Below are 19,681 nucleotides of genomic sequence, written 5' to 3' on the forward strand. Positions count from 1 at the left end.
TGCCCGAAGGCACCCCGGCAGTGCTTTCGTGTGACGATCGTAGGCCGGTGTTGACGGCTCGAATGCCAGGACGGTGGTAGTGTGCGCGCCTCGCTGATCCAGATCGCGGTAGACCCGGACGAACCGGTCGACGCCCGCCGTGCCCGCGTGGCGCGCCTCGTACGGGAGGAATCCGGCCGCGCCGACCTCGTCGTCCTGCCGGAACTGTGGCCCATGGGCGCCTTCGCCTACGAGTCGTTCGCCGCCGAGTCCGAGCCGCTGAACGGCCCCACGCACCGGGCGATGGCGGCCGCCGCGCGTGACGCGGGGGTCTGGCTGCACGCCGGTTCCTTCGTCGAGGCGGAGGGTGGCGCCCTCTACAACACCTCGCTGGTCCTCTCCCCCGACGGCGAACTCGCCGCCTCCTACCGCAAGATCCACCGCTTCGGCTTCGACAAGGGCGAGGCGGTGATGATGGCGGCCGGGGAGGACCTCGTCACCGTCGACCTGCCGCACCTCACCGTCGGCGTCGGCACCTGCTACGACCTGCGCTTCCCGGAGCTCTTCCGCGGGCTCGTCGACGCCGGCGCACAGGCCTTCGTCGTCCCGGCCGGCTGGCCGGCCCGCCGCCGCGCCCACTGGACCCTGCTCGCCCAGGCACGTGCCGTCGAGAACCAGGCGTACGTCCTGGCCTGTGGGACGGCGGGCACCCACGCGGGCGTCGAGCAGGCCGGCCACTCGATCGTCGTCGACCCCTGGGGCGAGGTCCTCGCGGAGGCGGGCCCGGACGAGGAGATCCTCCGGGTCGACCTCGACCCGGCGAAGGTCACCACGACCCGCGAACAGTTCCCGGCCCTGAAGGACCGCGTCCTGGGCGTCGCACCGCCGAAGAGGCCTTGAGAGCTTGACGGTTCGGGAGCCTGGGGCTCTGAGGCCCTGGGCCCCGGCAGCAGCCTGAGGCCCCGGGCCCGGGCAGCAGCCTGGGGCCGTGGGCCCGGCCCCGGCGGCCCCGAGTTCCCGGCCCTGGGCCCAGGGCCCGGCCCCGGCGGCCCCGATTTCCCGGGCCCGGCCGGCTCGGTGGGCAGCTCCCGCTCCGCGGGCGCCATGGACTCCGGGACCGGCTGACCGGTCGCCGCTGGGCGAGGACGAAGACCTCGTCGTCGGACAGCCGGAAACGGGATCGGTCACGTCGTGAGGAAGGCATGCGTCGCCCACTCGGGTAGGGCGGGTGGAGTCCGGAGATGGTGGTCAGGAGATCAGTACGGGGACTCGGTCCAGAAGTGGGTCACGCGGGAGATGCCCGCCTTCACCGCGCCGAGGTGCGTCAGGGCGGAGCGGTCGACGCCCGCGAAGATCAGGGCCAGGGCCAGGTCCCCGCCCTCGGCGCGCCCGGCGACCTGGACGGAGAGCCTGCGGTTCTTGCCCCGCCCGGACTCACGGGCGGTGATCGTGACCCCGGGGTCCTCGTCGTCGGCCTCGCGACTCAGGACGTATCCGTGCTTGTCGAGTGCGGCGAGCCGGTAGTGGTCGCCCGCGTACCGCATCGTCAGGGCGCGCTGGCCGAGGGTGGCCCCGAGACGGTTCCGCTCCACGTACACCATCCGGTCGCCGACCCGCAGCGTCGACCGGTTCAGGGTCGGCAGTATGAGTCCCTCGGCGTGCGTCCCGCGCGACTCGTAGGAGGTGACGGGGAGTCGCCCCCCGCGTACCTCGGAGACGATCGACTCGGGCGTGGTCCGGGGCAGGGGGCAGGTCAGCGTGATCTCGCCGAACTCCGGCGAGACGCCCTTCCAGCCCGCGCGGTAGTCGTGCCGGTTCCCCTCCTTCCACGCGTGGAGGTCGAAGGGGGTGACGTTGGTGTGCATGACAGGGACTCCTCATCGGTGCGACAGACACGGGGCGTCGGGCACGGGGCGTCGGGCGCGTTGCGACGGGCACGGTGCGCGCGACGGGCGCGGTGCGCGCGACGGGCGCGGTGCGGTCGGCGATCACCCCGGGGTCGGACGACGAGCGCACGCGGCGTCAGACGACGATCGCCCGCAGGGAGGCCCGCTCCGGCGCCGGGCCCGGGGCGTACTCCGCCCAGGCCGCCGCCAGCCTCCGCACCGCCTCCGTCAGGACCTCGGCCGGGACGAGGTAGTGGAGCCGGAGGCGGCGGACGCTCCCGCCGAGCGCGTCGGTCGTCGAGCCCGGCAGGACGGCCACCCCGTGGCGCAGGGCGAGCTGCGCGAAGGAGACCCCGTCGCCGTGGGGGAGCCGTACCCAGAGCGTCTGGCCGCCCGTGGACGGCGCGCAGGACCAGGAGGGCAGGTGGCGGGCGAGTTCGGCCCTGAGGTGGTCGTGGCCGGCGCGCACCGACGCCAGGCGGGCCGCGAGGACCGGGCCGAAGTCGTCGAGGAGGCGGGTCGCGGTGAGCTGGGAGGGCAGGTCGCTGCCCAGGTCGTGGAGGGCCTTGAGCCGGGCGAGACGGGCGACCAGGGACGCGGGGCCGCGCAGCCAGCCGATGCGCAGCCCGCCCCACACCGTCTTGCTCAGCGAACCGACCGCGATCACCTCGCCGTACGAGGCGAGCGGGGCCGTCGGCGGCGACGCCGTGTCGAACGCCAGGTCCGCGAGGACCTCGTCGTCCACGAGCGGCACGCCGAGCGCGTTCGCCGCCTCCACGAGCCGGCGCCCGGCCAGCGGCGGGAGCACCGCCCCCGTCGGGTTCTGGAACCGCGCCATCACGTAGGCCAGCGCGGGACGGTGACGTGTCATCACCCGTACCGCCTCCGCCACGTCGATCCCGTACGGCCCGACCGCCACCGGCAGCGGTTCGGCCGCCGCCTCCCGGAACAGGTCGAGCGCCCCCGGATACGTCGGCGCCTCCACGAGCACGCCGTCCCCGGGCGCGAGCAGCAGCCGCGTGAGCAGCGAAAGCGCCTGCTGAGCGCCGGTGGTGACCAGGATCTGCCCCGGCTCGGTCGGCACCCCGCGCGCCGCGTACCGCTCGGCGACCGCCGTCCGCAGCGCCGCGAGACCGGCCGGGTGGTAGCCGAGGTCCCCGTCGGGCAGGACGAGCGAGCGGTACGCCTCCGCCAGCTCGGGCGGCGGCTGGGACGGGGCGGCGCAGGTCAGCAGGATCACGTCGTCCGGCGCCTCCAGGAGGTGCAGGAAGAGCGGGTTCGACGTCTCGGTGACGCGGGGCGTGTCCGGCCGCCGGGACGCCTGCGTCCCCCCGCGCCCCTCCGGAGCCAGCGCCGCCCGCGCGACCCGGGTTCCGCTGCCCTGCCGTCGTACCAGCCGCCCCTCCTGGCGCAACGTGTCGTAGGCGGCGACCACCGTCGTACGGCCCACGGCCAGGGCCTTCGCGAGCCGCCGGTCGGGTGGCAGGAGCGCGTCCGGCGGCAGCGCGGCCTCGTCGATCAGCCGGCGCAGCCGGGCCGCGAGCAGCAGGTACAGCGGGCCGCGCCCGGCCGACCAGCGGCCGAGGCGGGCGACCAGGTCGTCCAGGTCGAGGGTCGCGTCGATTGGCTCCATCGCCGGACCAATCTGCCGGGATTGGCCCTGGGAAGGCAAGCGGCGGGTCCACAGACTGGACGCATGAGCCACGCCGACGACTCCGCAGCCACGCCCCTCCGTACCGGGGCCGTCCGCCCCGAGACCCTCGCCGTCCACCCGCCGCACGTGGAGGTCAGGGGCAGCAGGCCCCTCGGCGTCCCGCTCCACCAGGGCCACGTCTTCGCCTTCGACTCGGCCGACGCCCTCGCCACCGCCTTCACCGCCGCGGACGCCTTCCTCTACAGCCGCCTCGGCAACCCCACCGTCCGCACTCTCGAGGACGCCGTCGCCCGCCTCGAAGGCGGAGCCGCCGGCCTCTCCTTCGCCTCCGGCATGGGCGCCGTCAACGCCGTCCTGCTCGGCCTGCTCTCCAGCGGCGACCACGTCATCGCCCAGAGCTGCCTGTACGGCGGTACGTACGCGGTCCTCACCGACCTCGCCACCCGCTGGGGCGTCGACGTCACCTACGTCTCCGGAACCGACCCGGAGGAGGTCCGGGCGGCGCTGCGCCCCACGACCCGGCTCCTCTACCTGGAGACCATCGCCAACCCGACCACCCGCGTCTCCGACCTGCCCGCGCTCGCCGCCGTCGCGGCCGGGGCCGGGGTGCCGGTCGCCGTCGACAACACCTTCGCCTCCCCGCTCCTGTGCCGTCCCCTCGACCACGGCGCCGACATCGTCGTCCACTCGGCCACCAAGTACCTGGCCGGGCACGCGGACGTCCTCGGCGGCGTCGCCGTCTTCAAGGACCACGAGCTGTACCGCAGGGTCCGCCACCACGCCGTCGAACAGGGCGCCTCCACCGACCCGTTCGCCGCCTGGCTGACGCTGCGCGGGATGCAGACCCTGTCGCTGCGCATGGAACGCCAGTGCGCGAGCGCCGCCGACCTCGCGGCCCGGCTCGCCGCGCACCCCGCCGTCGCGGCCGTACGCCACCCCGCCCTCGCGAGCCACCCGGACCGGGAGATCGCCGCACGCCTGCTGCCCGGCGGTGGCGGCGGGGTGGTCTCGGTCGACCTCGCGGGCGGCCGGGAGGCGGGCCGCACGTTCGTCGAGGCGGTACGGCTGGCCTCGCTCAGCGTCTCCCTCGGCGATGTGAAGACCCTGGTGATGCACCCGGCCTCCACCTCCCACCACCAGCTCGACGCGGCGGCCCTCGCGGCGGCGGGGATCGGCTCCGGCACGGTCCGGATCTCGGTCGGCATCGAGCACGTCGAGGACCTGTGGACGGACCTGGAACAGGCTTTGGCGAAAGCCGAGTGACGACAGGTCACCTCCGATGTGCGCGTGACGCCACGTCAGTCCTCCCGCTCGCGCTCGGCCATCCGGATCACGCACACCGCCACGGCGACGAGCAGGGCGGCGTCCGCGTCCTCCCGGATCACGTTCACCGCGTACGTCTCGCGGACGTGGATCCACTGCCGGGAGATGTGGGCCAGGAGTTCGCCCTCGTACTCGACGGTGAACTCCCGGTCCAGGATCCGGCCGCTGACGTCCAGTTCGGTCCCCTCGACGAGTGTCACCCGGAAGTGGTTGCGCAGCAGCGAGAGCCGTTTGCGGCGGATGGTCGCCAGCGGCCGCTCGTCCCGCTCGACGGTCATGGCGTCCCGCAGGCTGAACATCTTCTGCCGCAGCGTGATCAGGACCTTCCCGTCGGGGTCCTTCAGCTCCAGCGTGTCGCGCAGCCGCAGCGCCTTGCCGTCGACGAGGAAGGCGTGGCGACCCTGCTCGTCCTCGATCCAGTAGTCGTCACCGATCGCGAAGATCTTGTCCCGTACGAGATATTTCATGGCGGTATGCCTGCCCGTACGAGCGGCGGTTCTCACCTGCAGTAGCGGGTGAGCGCGTCCGGGGTCGCCCCGAGCGCCGCCCCGAGCGCACCCCGAGCGTCGCGCGAACGGCGGGTCGAGCGCCGCGCCGAACGGCGGGTCGAGCGGGGAAAGGCCGGCGCGAGGTTCGACGGCGCCGCGCGCTGCCGCGTCGTCCGGGCACTGCGGGGCGATGGGATGGCGCCGATCCCGCCCGGCACGGCGGATGGCAAGCTTGAAGCATGAACGATGCCGCCCCGGCGCCCACCCCCGCGCCCGCACCCCGCAAGCGTGCCCGTGTCCGTGCCCCCGAGCTGATCGGCAAGGGCGGCTGGCTCAACACCGGCGGCAAAGAGCTCACCCTCGCTGACCTGCGAGGTAAGTGCGTTGTTGTGGATTTCTGGACCTTCTGCTGCGTGAACTGCCTGCACGTCCTCGACGAGCTCCGCGAACTGGAGGAGGAGCACCGCGACACGCTCGTGATCGTCGGGGTGCACTCGCCGAAGTTCGTGCACGAGGCCGAGCACCAGGCCGTCGTCGACGCCGTCGAGCGGTACGAGGTGCACCACCCCGTACTGGACGACCCCGAGCTCGCGACCTGGAAGCAGTACGCCGTGCGCGCCTGGCCGACGCTGGTCGTGATCGACCCCGAGGGGTACGTCGTCGCCCAGCACGCCGGTGAGGGGCACGCCAACGCGCTCCGGACGCTCGTCGAGAAGCTGGAGGCCGAGCACGAGGCCAAGGGGACGCTGCGGCGCGGCGACGGCCCGTACGTGCCGCCCGAGCCCGTCGCCACCGACCTGCGGTTCCCCGGCAAGGCGATCCTGCTGCCCTCGGGGAACCTCCTGGTCTCCGACACCACCCGCCACCAGCTCGTGGAGCTCGAAGCCGACGGCGAGACCGTCGTGCGGCGCATCGGCGAAGGTGTCTTCCGGGAGCCGCAGGGTCTCGCGACGCTGCCCGACGGCAAGATCGTCGTCGCCGACACGGTGAACCACTCGCTGCGCGTCCTCGACCTCGAGACCGGCGTGATCGAGCGGGTCGCCGGCACCGGAAGGCAGTGGTGGCAGGGATCCGCCACCTCCGGTCCCGCCCTGGAGGTCGACCTGTCCTCGCCGTGGGACGTGGCCTGGTGGCAGGGCAAGGTGTGGATCGCCATGGCCGGTGTCCACCAGCTGTGGACGTACGACCCGGAGAGCGGGACCGTCGAGGTCGCGGCCGGGACGACGAACGAGGGGCTCGTCGACGGGCCGGCCGCCGAGGCCTGGTTCGCGCAGCCCTCGGGGCTCTCGGCCACCGAGGACCGGCTGTGGATCGCCGACTCCGAGACCAGCGCCCTGCGCTGGATCGACCCCGAGGGGGTCGTCCACACCGCCGTCGGCACCGGTCTCTTCGACTTCGGGCACCGCGACGGCGCCGCCGGCCAGGCCCTGCTCCAGCACCCGCTGGGCGTCACGGCCCTGCCCGACGGCTCGGTCGCCGTCAGCGACACGTACAACCACGCCCTGCGCCGCTACGACCCGGCCACCGGCGAGGTGACCACCCTCGCCACCGATCTGCGCGAGCCCAGCGGCGCGGTCCTCGTCGACGGCGACATCGTGGTCGTCGAGTCCGCCCGGCACCGGCTGACCCGGCTGCGGCTCCCCGAGGAGGCCGTCCAGGTCGCCGCCGTGGCGCACCGCACCCGGCGCGAGGCCACCGAGGTCGCCCCCGGCCGGCTCCGCCTGGACGTCGTCTTCCAGGCCCCGACGGGCCAGAAGCTCGACGACCGCTACGGCCCCTCGACCCGGCTCCTGGTCTCCTCGACCCCGTCGGAACTGCTGCTCGGCGGCGACGGCACGGGCACGGACCTCTTCCGGGACCTCGACCTGAACCCGGAGGTCACGGAGGGCGTCCTGCACGTCTCGGCGATGGCGGCGTCCTGCGACGACGACCCGGCCAACGAGTACCCGGCCTGCCACGTCCACCAGCAGGACTGGGGCGTGCCCGTGAAGATCACGGAGGCGGGCGTCTCCCGCCTCCCGCTGATCCTCGCGGGCATGGACGGCTAGTCAGCCGCTCAGCGCAGCATCCCCTGGTTCCTGGAGGGGCGCCCCGCGGCCCCGTCCAGGCATCCGGCCACCCACGCCGCGGGATCGTGGACGGCCCGGTCGCCACCCATCCCCTGCCGTTCCATGAGCGCGCACTCGCCGTCGAGCAGCGCTTTCGTCCGCGTGCCGTCCATGTCGTACCCGCGGATGCGGGAGGCCTGGACGTAGCCGCCCTCGTACGCGATGTCCGTGCCCCACGGGGGCCGGTCGTCGTACGCGTCGATGAGCAGCCCCGCCCCCGTCAGGACCAGGAGCAGGGCGCCGACGGCGTACGGGACGAACTGGCGTGGGGGAGGCCCCTCATGACGGTGCATGGGGTGACGGTGTCAGGCGGGGCCTTTCGCGGATGTTTCGCTCGCGGTGCCGTCCGGCGCAGCCGGGGCTCAGCCCTCCAGGAAGGCGACCAGGGCGTTCGCGAGGAGGTACGGGTCGTCGGCGCCGCAGAGTTCGCGGGCGCTGTGCATGGAGAGGATCGCGACGCCGATGTCGACGGTCTTGATGCCGTGACGGGCGGCCGTGATCGGGCCGATGGTGGTGCCGCAGGGCATGTCGTTGTTGGAGACGAACGACTGCCAGGGCACGCCCGCGCGTTCGCAGGCGGCGGCGAACAGGGCGCGGCCGCCGCCGTCGGTCGCGTACCGCTGGTTGACGTTCACCTTGAGGATCGGGCCGCCGTTGACACGCGGGTGGTGCGTCGGGTCGTGGCGCTCCCCGTAGTTGGGGTGGACGGCGTGGCCGGTGTCGGAGGACAGGCAGACGGTGCCGGCGAAGGCCCGCGCCCGGTCCTCGTAGGACCCGCCGCGGGCGTAGACGGAGCGCTCCAGGACGTTGCCGAGCAGGGGGCCCTGGGCGCCGGTGTCGGCCTCGGAACCGTTCTCCTCGTGGTCGAAGGCGGCGAGGACCGGGATGTACGGGAGGTCGTCGCGGCCGGCGAGGGAGGCGAGGGCGGCGACGGCCGCGTGGACGGAGAGCAGGTTGTCCATGCGGGGTCCGGCCAGGAGCTCGCGGTCGCGGCCGAGGTAGGCGGGCGCTTCGACGGCGTGGACCATCAGGTCCCAGCCGCCGACGTCCTCGGCGTCGACGCCGGCCTCGTCGGCGAGGAAGGAGATCAGGTCGCCCTCGTGGACGTCGCCGATGCCCCAGACGGGCTGCATGTGGCGCTGGCGCTCCAGCTTGAGGCCGTCGTTGGCCCCCCGGTCGAGGTGGATGGCGAGCTGCGGGACGCGCAGCAGGGGCCGGCCGACGTCGACGAGGTGGTGGCTGCCGTCGCGGAGGGTGAGGCGCCCGGCGAGGCCGAGGTCGCGGTCCAGCCAGGTGTTGAGGAGGGCGCCGCCGTAGATCTCGACGGCGACCTGCCGCCAGCCGTGCGCACCCATGTCGGGCCGAGGCTTGACGCGCAGATTAGGGGAGTCGGTGTGGGCGCCGACGATGCGGTACGGGGTGTGGGGGGCGGCGCCCTCCGGCACGTACCAGGCGATGATCGCCCCGCCGCGGACGACGTACTTCCCGCCGTGCCCCGCGGGCTCGCCCGTCGGTGTCGCAGCGTCCCATGCGGCGGTCTCCTCGACCTGCCGGAACCCGGCCGCCTCAAGGCGTGAGGCGGCGCTCGCGACCGCGTGGTACGGCGAGGGCGACGCCATCAGGAAGGCCATGAGGTCGTCGGTGTGACCGCGGTCGAAGGGGCCGGCGGCGGGACGGGAAGCTGCGCTGCTCATGGCCCAACCTTACGCAGCGGGGCCGCGCCGGAGCCGCTGGGGACCTGCTCGACGGGCACGTCACGCGTGAGCCGCCCCGACCCGGCCGGGGACCTCGCGAGCGGGACCCGCGCCTTCCGTCGCCGGCACGACGGGAACCTCGAAGGTGCGACCCGCGCCGCCCCGCCCGATGGGCCCGCCCGCGTCCGCCCCCGGGACTGTGAGCCCGGCTCGAGCGCCCCGGAGGCGAACCGAGCCCAGAAAATCCAGAACGACCCGCCCCCCTCCCCGGGGACGAGCCGTTCCCTGCAGGACGTGGGCGCGTGTTAGAACGCGGCCTCGTCCAGGTCCATCAGCGAACCGTCGACGGCCTCGGCGAGGGCGCGCTCGGCGGTGACGCCGGGCAGGACGTTGGCGGCGAAGAACTTCGCGGCCGCGATCTTGCCCTGGTAGAAGGCGACGTCCTTGCCGCTCGCCCCGGCGGCCAGCTTCTCGGCGGCGACGGCCGCTCCGCGCAGCAGCAGGTAGCCGACGACGACGTCGCCGGAGGCGAGCAGCAGGCGGGTGGTGTTGAGGCCGACCTTGTAGATGTTCTTGACGTCCTCGCCCGTGGCGGTGAGGTCGGTGATCATCGTGCCGACGATGCCTTCGAGGTCGACGGCGGCCTTGGCGAGCGAGTCGCGGGCGTCGGCGAGGTCGTCGCCGCCGGTGCCGACCGCGAGGAACTTCTTGATCTTCTCGGACAGCGCGTTCAGGGAGGCGCCCTGGTCGCGGACGATCTTCCGGAAGAAGAAGTCCTGGCCCTGGATGGCGGTGGTGCCCTCGTAGAGGGTGTCGATCTTGGCGTCCCGGATGTACTGCTCGATCGGGTACTCCTGGAGGAAGCCGGAGCCGCCGAAGGTCTGGAGCGACTGCGCGAGCTGCTCGTAGCCCTTCTCGGAGCCGTATCCCTTGACGATCGGGAGCAGCAGGTCGTTGAGGCCGTGCAGGGCCTTGGAGTCCTCGCCGGCCGCTTCCTTGATCGCGATCTCGTCCTGCACGGAGGCCGTGTAGAGGACGAGGGAGCGCATGCCCTCGGCGTACGCCTTCTGCGTCATGAGCGAGCGGCGGACGTCGGGGTGGTGGGTGATGGTGACCTTGGGCGCGGCCTTGTCCATGAAGTTGGCCAGGTCGGTGCCCTGGACGCGCTCCTTGGCGTACTCCAGGGCGTTGAGGTAGCCCGTGGAGAGGGTGGAGATCGCCTTCGTGCCGACCATCATGCGGGCGAACTCGATGATGAGGAACATCTGGCGGATGCCGTCGTGCTTGTCGCCGATGAGCCAGCCCTTGGCGGGGTGCTGGTCGCCGAAGGTCATCTCGCACGTGTTGGAGGCCTTGAGGCCCATCTTGTGCTCGACGTTGGTGGCGTAGACGCCGTTGCGCGCGCCGAGCTCGCCGGTCTCCCAGTCGAACTCGTACTTGGGGACGAGGAAGAGGGAGAGGCCCTTGGTGCCGGGTCCGGCGGCTTCGGGGCGGGCGAGGACGTAGTGGAGGATGTTCTCCTCCATGTCGTGCTCACCGGAGGTGATGAAGCGCTTGACACCCTCGATGTGCCAGGAGCCGTCCTCCTGCTGCGTGGCCTTGGTGCGGCCGGCGCCGACGTCCGAGCCCGCGTCGGGCTCGGTGAGGACCATGGTGGAGCCCCAGCGGCGGTCGACGGCGATCTGCGCGGCCTTCTTCTGCTGCTCGTTGCCCTCGGTGTAGAGGATGCCGGCGAAGGCCGGGCCGGAGGAGTACATCCAGACGGCCGGGTTCGAGCCGAGGAGCAGCTCCGCGTAGGCCCAGATCAGGGAGCGGGGGGAGACGGTGCCGCCGATCTCCTCGGGGATGCCGAGGCGCCAGTACTCGGACTCCATGAAGGCGTTGTACGACTTCTTAAAGGTGGCGGGGACCGGGGCGGTGTTGGTCTCGGGGTCGAAGACCGGCGGGTTGCGGTCGGCGTCGGCGAAGGACTCCGCGAGCTCGTTCTCGGCGAGGCGGCGGATCTCGTCGAGGATGCTCTTGGCGGTCTCGACGTCCATCTCCTCGAACGGTCCGGTGCCGTACACCTTGTCGCGGCCGAGGACCTCGAAGAGGTTGAACTCGATGTCGCGGAGATTCGACTTGTAGTGCCCCATGGCGACGGCTCCGTTAAGGCTCGGGGAGGCGGATGTCCTGGTACGCGGACGTGGTCACGCTCGTACTACCGGTGAGTAGCCCACGCTTCTCTACGATGATGCTACCCGCGGGTAATAAGAGCAACCCCTTTCCGGTCATCTGTGACACGAGCCGCAGAAAAGGGCCCGGGGCATGTGCCCCAGGCCCCTCCCTCACACGACGAGCGCTATCAGTACAGACCCTTCAGGTCGGTCCCCTCGGGCGCGCGAAAGCAGCCGGAGACGACGGTGACGGCGATCAGGTTCTTCTGCTTCGGGTCCTTGCTGCCGAGTGACAGTTCGGCGTTGACAGCGAAGTGCTCCTTCTCCGAGTCCGCCGTGAGTTCGAGGGACTTGGCCCTGCTGTTGTTGGGCCCGTACGAGACGATTTTCCAGCCCTTGCCGGGCAGCGCCTGGCGCAACCGCTCGAAGCCCTGCTCCAGCTCCTCGTCGGAGACGTCGTACACCGACCAGGGGTGGCGGGTCTTGAAGAGGTGCTCGCGGTCCTCAGGGCAGACGGAGGCGCTCGGGCCGGGCTCCGTCGTCCTGGCCCGGGGCAGCCCGATCATGTCGAAGATCTCGCTGGAGATCTCCTTCGTCCGCGTCCTGGCATCCGCGACGTCGAGGGTCGTAGGGGTGTAGCCGAGGTCGTCCGCGTCGTTCATGGTGCATCCCGTCGCCAGGGTGGTGAGGCAGAGGAGGAGGGCGCCGAGCACGGCCGGGCGCCGGACCCGGCGCGGCCGTGGGGTCGCCGTCGGGTCTGCGGTGCTGTCGTGGTCGCTGGTGCTCATCAGTCCTCGTTCACATCGTCGTACCGGCCCGCCACGACCTTCGCCTGGTTCCTGAGGCTCTCCGAGTCCCGGGTCCAGTAGTCGCTGTGTCCGCTGGTGTCCACGTCCATCCGATGGGCGCCGAACAGTTCGTCGGAGGGCACGGTCTGCACGTACCCGGCGTTGAACGGGACGCCGTTCCAGGTCTCGACGCCCCAGGTGTGGCCGCCGAGTCCGGCCGCCTTGCCACCCGCCGGCACGACATCGTTCCACGCCGCCTCGGACCAGACGTGGTCCTTGCCGACGTCCAGGTCCTCGGCCCTGCCGGTGAGCATCCCGGGGCTGCCGACCGCCACGATGTCATCGGCCGCGAGATCGCCTTTGTTCGAGGCGTCGCCAACGACGGTCGAGCCGTAGCTGTGCCCGATGATCGTGGTGTGGCTCCGATCGGCGCCACCCTGCACCGTCTCCAGGCCGTCCATGAACCGGAGCAGCTTGGGGGAGCCGTCGTGCGCCCAACCCTTCTGCATGGCATCCGGTGCGATGGACTGCGGCGTCTCGTAACCGAACCAGGTGATGGTGGAGACGTTCTGGCCCGGTGCCCAGCTCTGTGTCTCCTTCCACAGGTCCGTCATCCGTGTGATGTCACCGTCGAAGTCCTTCAGGTTCGTCGTCGTGCCCGGCACGTAGACCGCGGTGTGGTCGGCGGTGTCGGGGTTGCCGTTGGCGATGATCGCGCGGCCGATGCCCTCCTTGTCGTAGCCGAGGAGGAACGCCTCCGGCAGGCCCTCCCTGCCCGTGGCGTCGAAGCGCGCCTGGATCGAGTCGGTGCCCCTGAGCTGCTCCTTCAGCCGCTCCTGGTCCTTCTGCCACTGCTTGTACTCGGGGCTGAGGACGACGGCCGGGTAGTTGCCGTTCGGGTTCGGGATGTACTGGTTCGGCGCGGGCCTGTTCAGGTCCGTCTGGATCTGCGCGCGGGTCTCCGCGAGCACCATCCGGTTGGCGTCGTCGCGGACCGAGGAGGGCAGTCCGTCGAGGGCGCCGACGGAGGCCGGGTAGAGCGTGGCGTACTCGTCACGCTGCTCCTGGCTGAGGCCGTTCCACCACTCGGCGTTCTCCTTCGGGGACTTCCCGTGCGGGATCCTGTCGTCGTCGGCGTACTTCCCGGCGGCCTGCTGGAGGGCCTTGGTGTCGGCGGCGGCGTCGACCAGGTCCGCGTCGCTGACGTCCAGGCCGGGGCCGGCCTTGAGCCTGCGCAGGGCGGCGGCGTAGCGGCCGTCGATCTCGGTGGCCTCGCGGACGGCGTCGCCGATGCGCTGGGCTATGTCCTCCGCCTTGCCCTTGTTGGCGTCGGCGCTGCCGACCCCTTCGCCCTTGCCGGGCGCGAGCGGGACGGGCGCGCCGTGCTCGGCGGTGTTGCTGCCGGGGGCGAGGACGAAGGACTGGGTCGGGTACTCCACCGAACCGTCGGGCTTCACCGTGAACTTGAGGTTCTCGGCGTCCTCCAGGGCCTGCTTCAGCTTCCGCTGCGGGGCCGCGAGTTCGGAGGCGAGTCCGTTGAGCGCGGTGCGGACCAGTCCGCACTCGGTGTGCAGGTACTGGTAGTTGCGGCTGAGCTGCCGGACGGCGTGGGTCGCCTCGGTGGCGCTCTCGCCCTTCTGCGTGTCGTGGATCTTGGCGAACATGCCGTTGTCGACACGGTCCTTGTCGGCGTTGGAGCGGGAGGAGACCTTGCCCCAGCCGTCGGCCGCGTCGGTGTACTCGTTCAGCTTCACGTCGCGCAGTTGCTGCCAGGTGGGCACGGGGCTCAGCCTTCCTTCTGCGCGGGAGCCGGCGCCTCTGCGGCGATCTTCCGCTTCGTCGCGGCCTCGCGCTCGCCGAACTGCAGGCCCGCGCTCTTCAGTGCGCCCTCAAGGCGGCCGCACTCGTCGCGTACGGCGCCGAGGCGGGCCTTCCAGGTGCCGAGGATCTCGGTGAGGCCGGCCGAGGAGTCGAAGCCGGCGGTGCCGCCGCCGACGCCCTCGTTCGCGGTGTCGAGGTCGGTGAGCGAGGCGGTCGTGGAGGTGCGCAGCTCACCGGCGGTGTTCCCGGCCTGGTGCCACGGGCCTTCGTCGGCCTTCAGGTCCGCGTCGCCGCCGCCTCCACCGGAGTCGGGGGCGGGCACCCCCGCGAGGGTCATCGCCGCGGGCTGTCCGGGCGGGGCCGTTCCGCCGAACAACTCTTCCCAAGTGGCGTTCAACGCCATGTTCCACCCCCGTGGTGACCGAAGATTGCTTCCGCGAATCTAGCAAGAGGCAGGGGGCGTACGAAGAGCGGGTGCGGACGGCCCGGAGGCTCGCATCACCGCCCACGGGCAGTGATGCGACGGCCCACGGGTCGATAGGCTGGCCCCATGTACGGCTACGAGCAGAATCCGGGTGCCCAGCAGCAGTACGCGCCGCCTTCGCAGCAGCAGTACGCCCCGCAGGCCGACATGCAGGGCGGCATGCAGGCCGGGTACGGGCAGCAGCAGGCCCCGCTCTACCCCGAGCCCTCGCCGCCCTCCCTCGCGGACGCCGTACGCGCCTTCACGACCGGCACGCTCGCGCCCGAGGACTTCCAGCACATCTTCTCGACCTCCAAGGTCTACTGCCCGCGCGGTGACAACCCGGGCTTCCTGGCCCTGCACAACACCCAGCAGCCGGTCATCCCGATGTTCACCTCGCTCAAGGAGCTGCGGCGGTACGCGGGCAAGGAGTCGAAGTACTTCGTGATCACCGGCGCCGAGGTGATCGACCTGCTGCCGACGGGCTACGGCTTCGTCCTCGACATGGAGGGCGACCACCGGATGGTGTTCGACGCGAAGGCCGTGGAGCAGATGGTCGACTTCGCGATGCGGCGGATGTACGGCTGACCGATCCTGAACGTACGGGGGCGCCCGGGAGGAATTCCTCCCGGGCGTTCCGCGTTCCGGGTGGCGGGAAGTTCATCGTTCAACTAAAGTGGACGTATCAAGGCCGCCGAGGCCGCACCCAGGAGGTCGTCATGCCCGCCGTGACCGTCGAGAACCCGCTCAGCCTGCCGCGCGTCGCCGCCACCGCCGACGCCGTCTCCCGCCCCGTGCTCGCCGTGACCACGGCCCCCACGGGCTTCGAGGGGGAGGGCTTCCCGGTGCGCCGGGCGTTCGCCGGGATCAACTACCAGTACCTCGACCCGTTCATCATGATGGACCAGATGGGCGAGGTGGAGTACGCGCCGGGCGAGCCCAAGGGCACGCCCTGGCACCCCCACCGCGGCTTCGAGACCGTCACCTACATCATCGACGGGATCTTCGACCACCAGGACAGCCAGGGTGGCGGCGGCACCATCACCAACGGCGACACGCAGTGGATGACCGCCGGTGCGGGTCTCCTCCACATCGAGGCGCCGCCGGAGTCCCTCGTCGTCAGCGGCGGCCTCTTCCACGGCCTCCAGCTGTGGGTCAACCTGCCCGCCGCCGACAAGATGATGGCCCCCCGCTACCAGGACATCCGCGGCGGCCAGGTCCAGCTCCTCACCTCCCCCGACGGCGGCGCCCTGCTCCGTGTCATCGCCGGTGAGCTCGACGGCCACGACGGGCCGGGCATCACCCACACCCCGATCACGATGATCCACGCCACCCTGCGGCCGGGCGCCGAGATCACCCTGCCGTGGCGCGAGGACTTCAACGGCCTCGCGTACGTCATGGCCGGACGCGGCACCGTCGGCGCCGAACGCCGCCCGGTCCACATGGGCCAGACCGCCGTCTTCGGAAAGGGCGGCGCGCTGACCGTCCGCGCGGACGAGAAGCAGGACGGCAACACCCCGGACCTGGAGGTCGTCCTCCTGGGTGGACAGCCGATCCGCGAGCCCATGGCCCACTACGGCCCCTTCGTCATGAACACCCAGGCCGAACTGCGCCAGGCCTTCGAGGACTTCCAGGCCGGCCGCCTGGGGACGATCCCGGCGGTGCACGGCATGGGGGAGTAGCCCGGCGTACGGGACGGGACCGGGTACGGGGAGTACGCGGCGTACCAGGCGGCTCGTCGGCGCACCCTGCTGACGAGCCGTCACCCGTACGGCAGTCGGCGCGCTACGGCAGTCAGAGCGCTACGGCAGTCCGCGCGCGACGCCATGCCGACGGACGCGGTACGGGAAGCCTGAGGCGAAACCGCCCGAACCCGCGGGGGCCGGGCGGTGAGGTGAGGCCGCTCAGGTCGCCGCGGGCTGGCCGCCCGGCTCGAAGGTCGCCAGCATCTGCTCCAGGGCCGCCTGGTCGGGCCCGACGAACGGGTCCGCGTCCGGGGCCGTCGAGATGGTGTCGATCATCGACGTCGTCATCCGGACCGCGGGCGGCAGATGCGTGGACAGCACGATTTCCGGGGCCATCTTCCGCAGCGGGTCGATCGTCGCCCGGTACTTGACCGGGTCCACGATGTGCACCCACGGGCTGTCCACGGACGCCCACAGGAGTTGTGCCTGCCGCAGTTCCTCGGGCTTGAGGTCGTTCGCGTGCCCGCTCTCCGCGAGCTCCCGCGTCGGCATGGGCCCGCCGAAGCAGTCGGAGCTGAAGCAGATGCGGGTCCTGTCGTCGTAGAAGCCGACGGTGGCCGGGTTGTCGAAGAGCGGCGGCCTGAAGGCGTGCAGCACGCGGTCGCCGACGTCGAGGGACTGGCCGGGGTTCAGGAAGTACACGCGGTCCGTCGGCAGCGGACGCTCGGTGGACATGATCCCGGCGCCGATGAAGGTGGTGACGACCTTCGCCCGGGGCGCGGCCACGAGCAGGTCGAAGATGCCGCCCGTGTGGTCGCGGTCGGGGTGGGTCAGCCAGATCCAGCGGACGTCGGCGGGGTCGACGACCGAGCCGACCGTGTCGACGAAGTTCCGGTCGGACAGGGAGAGCCCCGTGTCGACGACGACGGGCTCGGTGGCGGTGACGACGTAGGCGTTGGCGGGAATGTGCCCGATCCCGGGCACGTCGAGGCTGTCGGCCAGGACGGTGGTGTCGCTCCCGACCTTGTGGATGTCCATGGCACGCTCCGTGGTCCCCCCGACGGCCGTACTACGACACCAGTCTGCGCCGGGAGAGGGGACGGCGCGCGGCGGGACGGGGCGCGGCGGGGTGGCGGGTGCGGCGGGGACGGGACGCGGCGGGGTGGCGGGAGCGGCGCGCGCGGGGGCGGCGGTGCGCCGGGGTGTCGGCGCGGTTGCGCGCCCCGGGAAGCCCTCGCCTCCCGGCCTTCCCCCTACGCGCAGCAGCCCTGCCCCGTCGCCGACTCGTTCAGCTCGAACCAGATCGCCTTGCCCTCGCCGCGCGGGTCGACGCCCCACGCGTCCGCCAGCATCTCCATCAGGACCAGGCCGCGCCCGCTCGACGCCATCTCGCCGGGGTGGCGCTTGTGCGGGAGTTCGTCGCTGGTGTCGGAGACCTCGACGCGCAGCCGCCGGGACTCGTCCGCGCAGGCGACCTCGGCGACCAGGAGCGCGTCGCCGTCCGTGTGGACGAGGACGTTGGTGACCATCTCGGAGACCATGAGGACCGCGGAGTCGAGCTGGTCGCCGTCCGCCCAGTCGTGCAGCAGCTGCCGTATCTGCTCCCGGGCCTCCGCGATCCGTTCCGGTTCCGCCTGGGCGATCGTCATCAGGGTGCGGCGGGGGGCCTGCAGCAGCCCGTCGGCGGGGCGGCGGGAAAGCAGCAGGACCGCGATGTCGTCCTCGCGGCGGTCGGCGAGCGGCCCGGTCGTGTGGTGGGAGCCGGGGCCGTGGACCGCCTCCACGAGGGTGTCGGCGAGCTGTTCCAGGTCTTCGCCGTCGTGGGACTCCAGGAGCTTCCTGACCCGTTCCCAGCCGGTGTCCAGGTCGTGCCCGCCGGTCTCCAGGAGGCCGTCGGTGCAGATCATCAGGGTCTCGCCGGGTTCCAGGGTGAGCCGGGTGGTGGGGTAGTCGGTGTCGGGGTCGATGCCGAGGGGCAGCCCGCCGGCCGTGGGCCTGAGCAGGACCGTTCCGTCGTTCATCCGGACGGCCGGGTCGGGGTGCCCCGCACGGGCGATGTCGACCGTCCCGGTCTCCAGGTCGACCTCCAGGTAGAGACAGGTCGCGAACCGCGGCCCGCCGCCGCCGTTCCCCCCGCCGCCCCCGTTCCCGCCGTACCCCTCGCCCCCGCCCACCCCGCCGGCCCCGCCGTCCGGGGCCCCGTCCCCGTCGTCCCCGTCGGTGATCCCGTACAGGAACCGCGAGGCGCGGGAGAGGACCGCGTCCGGCCGGTGGCCCTCGGAGGCGTACGCGCGCAGGGCGATCCGCAGCTGTCCCATCAGGCCCGCCGCCCGCACGTCGTGGCCCTGGACGTCGCCGATGACGAGGGCGATGCGGCCGGAGCCGCGCCCGCCGGTGCGGGAGGTGCCGCCGGGGAGCCGGATCATGTCGTACCAGTCGCCGCCGACCTGGAGCCCGCCGCCGGTCGGCACGTACCGGGCGGCGACCTGGATGCCGGGGATCCCCGGCCCGAGGACCGGCATCATCGTCCGCTGGAGTCCGAGGGAGAGCTCGCGCTCCGACTCGGCCACGCCCGCGCGTGCGAGGGCCTGCGCCAGCATCCGCGCCACCGTCGTGAGCACCGAACGTTCGTCGGGGGTGAACGCCACCGGGTGCTTGAAGGCCGCCATCCAGGCCCCCATCGTGCGCCCGGCGACGACCAGCGGCACGAAGGCCCAGGAGCGGCGCCCGAAGCGCTGCGCGAGCGGCCAGGTCATGGGGAAGCGGCGGAGGTACTCGTCGGGCGACGGCAGGTAGATCGCGCGGCCCATCCGTACGACCTCAGCGGCCGGATAGTCCGTGTCGAGCGACATCGACGAGAACGGCCCCTCGTCGCCGTCGCTGTGCCCGTGGTGGCCGATGATCGTCAGCCGGTCGCCCGCCACGCCGAAGACGGCCAGCCCGTCGGGCGAGAAACCGGGCATCGAGAGCGAGGCGGCCACCCGCAGCACCTCGGCCGTCGACCGGGCCTCGGCGAGTGCCCGTCCCGCGTCGAGCAGGAACGCCTCGCGGGAGCGGCGCCAGTCACCGGTGATGGGGGTGTGCGCGGCGGTGCCCGGCTGCTGCTCGGCGACCTCCTGGAGGGTGCCGACCAGCTGGTAGTCGTTGCCCTTGACGAGTGGCTTGGACCTGCTCCGTACGGTACGGATCACCCGGCCGTGCTCGTCCATGATCCGCATCCGGGCCTCGGCGAGGGTGTCTTCGGCGACGGCGAGGTTGACGATCCCGTCGATCTCGTTCCAGTCGACCGGATGAAAACGGGAGCGCACGGCGGCTTCGCTGAGCCGCACGGATTCGGCGGGCAGCCCGAGCAGCCGGGCGGCCTCGGCGTCGAGCGAGACGATCCCGGACGCGTTGTCCCAGCGCCACAGGCCGGTCGCGATCGCGGCCAGGACGTCCTCGGTGCGCATTGCCCTACTTTATGAATATCGGAGAGCAGGTCGCCACCGAGACTATTCGAAAAGCGATCCCGGCCCGGCCGGTACTCTGGGTGGGTCTGCCCGCGTGTCCTGTGACATCCGTGACTCCGACCCTGCGAGGCCGGTGGCATCCGTGACAGGGGCCACGGGGCGGCGGCCCACGACCCACGAATCCCGA

The 19,681-nt window shown here is 72.2% G+C and carries 16 protein-coding genes; 5 read left to right on the plus strand and 11 right to left on the minus strand.

The window, feature by feature from the left end:
• The first annotated feature begins 81 nt into the window (after window positions 1–81).
• The gene (locus ABZ567_RS13960) at window positions 82–879 is read left to right on the plus strand and encodes a carbon-nitrogen family hydrolase (protein ID WP_360788390.1); all 798 of its coding nucleotides are present in this window, start codon (window positions 82–84) and stop codon (window positions 877–879) included.
• Window positions 880–1,235: 356 nt separating this feature from the next.
• Here ABZ567_RS13960 and ABZ567_RS13965 read toward each other — a convergent pair whose 3' ends face one another.
• Window positions 1,236–1,844, minus strand: coding sequence for a hypothetical protein (locus ABZ567_RS13965; protein WP_360788392.1), 609 nt, complete (start codon window positions 1,842–1,844; stop codon window positions 1,236–1,238).
• Between the two features lie 157 nt (window positions 1,845–2,001).
• Window positions 2,002–3,498 carry a PLP-dependent aminotransferase family protein gene (locus tag ABZ567_RS13970; protein ID WP_360788395.1) on the minus strand — a complete coding sequence of 499 codons (1,497 nt, stop codon included), beginning with the start codon at window positions 3,496–3,498 and terminating at the stop codon, window positions 2,002–2,004.
• Window positions 3,499–3,561: 63 nt separating this feature from the next.
• Between ABZ567_RS13970 and ABZ567_RS13975 the strand changes: the two genes are divergently transcribed.
• Window positions 3,562–4,782 (plus strand): aminotransferase class I/II-fold pyridoxal phosphate-dependent enzyme, encoded by a 1,221-nt coding sequence (locus ABZ567_RS13975; RefSeq protein ID WP_360788397.1) that lies wholly within the window; start codon window positions 3,562–3,564, stop codon window positions 4,780–4,782.
• 35 nt (window positions 4,783–4,817) lie between these two features.
• On the opposite strand, the gene ABZ567_RS13980 is transcribed toward ABZ567_RS13975, so the two are convergent.
• Window positions 4,818–5,309, minus strand: a complete 492-nt coding sequence (locus tag ABZ567_RS13980; protein WP_360788400.1) for an LURP-one-related family protein — start codon at window positions 5,307–5,309, stop codon at window positions 4,818–4,820.
• Between the two features lie 260 nt (window positions 5,310–5,569).
• On the opposite strand from ABZ567_RS13980, the gene ABZ567_RS13985 reads away from it, so the two are divergent.
• Entirely contained in the window at window positions 5,570–7,378 is a 1,809-nt protein-coding gene (locus tag ABZ567_RS13985) for an NHL domain-containing thioredoxin family protein (protein WP_360788403.1), read from the plus strand.
• An 8-nt stretch (window positions 7,379–7,386) separates the two neighbouring features.
• On the opposite strand, the gene ABZ567_RS13990 is transcribed toward ABZ567_RS13985, so the two are convergent.
• From ABZ567_RS13990 to ABZ567_RS14015, 6 genes are all read right to left on the minus strand, one after another.
• Entirely contained in the window at window positions 7,387–7,731 is a 345-nt protein-coding gene (locus ABZ567_RS13990) for a hypothetical protein (RefSeq protein ID WP_360788406.1), read from the minus strand.
• 69 nt (window positions 7,732–7,800) lie between these two features.
• Entirely contained in the window at window positions 7,801–9,132 is a 1,332-nt protein-coding gene (locus tag ABZ567_RS13995) for a M18 family aminopeptidase (protein ID WP_360788409.1), read from the minus strand.
• Window positions 9,133–9,437: 305 nt separating this feature from the next.
• Window positions 9,438–11,267 carry an acyl-CoA dehydrogenase gene (locus ABZ567_RS14000; RefSeq protein WP_360788412.1) on the minus strand — a complete coding sequence of 610 codons (1,830 nt, stop codon included), beginning with the start codon at window positions 11,265–11,267 and terminating at the stop codon, window positions 9,438–9,440.
• Window positions 11,268–11,476: 209 nt separating this feature from the next.
• Window positions 11,477–12,076, minus strand: a complete 600-nt coding sequence (locus tag ABZ567_RS14005; protein ID WP_360788415.1) for a hypothetical protein — start codon at window positions 12,074–12,076, stop codon at window positions 11,477–11,479.
• The gene (locus ABZ567_RS14010; protein WP_360788418.1) at window positions 12,076–13,857 is read right to left on the minus strand and encodes an alpha/beta hydrolase; all 1,782 of its coding nucleotides are present in this window, start codon (window positions 13,855–13,857) and stop codon (window positions 12,076–12,078) included. The genes ABZ567_RS14005 and ABZ567_RS14010 overlap by 1 nt, the downstream gene beginning before the upstream one ends.
• A gap of 5 nt (window positions 13,858–13,862) precedes the next feature.
• Complete coding sequence (locus ABZ567_RS14015) at window positions 13,863–14,294, minus strand: hypothetical protein (RefSeq protein WP_360788421.1); 432 nt, start codon at window positions 14,292–14,294, stop codon at window positions 13,863–13,865.
• Window positions 14,295–14,447: 153 nt separating this feature from the next.
• Between ABZ567_RS14015 and ABZ567_RS14020 the strand changes: the two genes are divergently transcribed.
• A complete protein-coding gene (locus tag ABZ567_RS14020) occupies window positions 14,448–14,948 on the plus strand; it encodes an SseB family protein (protein WP_360788424.1) in 501 nt (166 codons plus the stop codon).
• Between the two features lie 131 nt (window positions 14,949–15,079).
• A complete protein-coding gene (locus ABZ567_RS14025) occupies window positions 15,080–16,042 on the plus strand; it encodes a pirin family protein (RefSeq protein ID WP_360788427.1) in 963 nt (320 codons plus the stop codon).
• Window positions 16,043–16,264: 222 nt separating this feature from the next.
• Here the strand turns inward: ABZ567_RS14025 and ABZ567_RS14030 are convergent, their stop codons facing one another.
• Both ABZ567_RS14030 and ABZ567_RS14035 read right to left on the minus strand, forming a co-directional pair.
• A complete protein-coding gene (locus ABZ567_RS14030; protein WP_360788430.1) occupies window positions 16,265–17,083 on the minus strand; it encodes an MBL fold metallo-hydrolase in 819 nt (272 codons plus the stop codon).
• Between the two features lie 215 nt (window positions 17,084–17,298).
• Window positions 17,299–19,494 (minus strand): SpoIIE family protein phosphatase, encoded by a 2,196-nt coding sequence (locus tag ABZ567_RS14035; protein ID WP_360788433.1) that lies wholly within the window; start codon window positions 19,492–19,494, stop codon window positions 17,299–17,301.
• Window positions 19,495–19,681 lie beyond the last annotated feature (187 nt).

This window comes from Streptomyces sp. NPDC016459 (assembly GCF_040632845.1).
GTDB lineage: Bacteria > Actinomycetota > Actinomycetes > Streptomycetales > Streptomycetaceae > Streptomyces.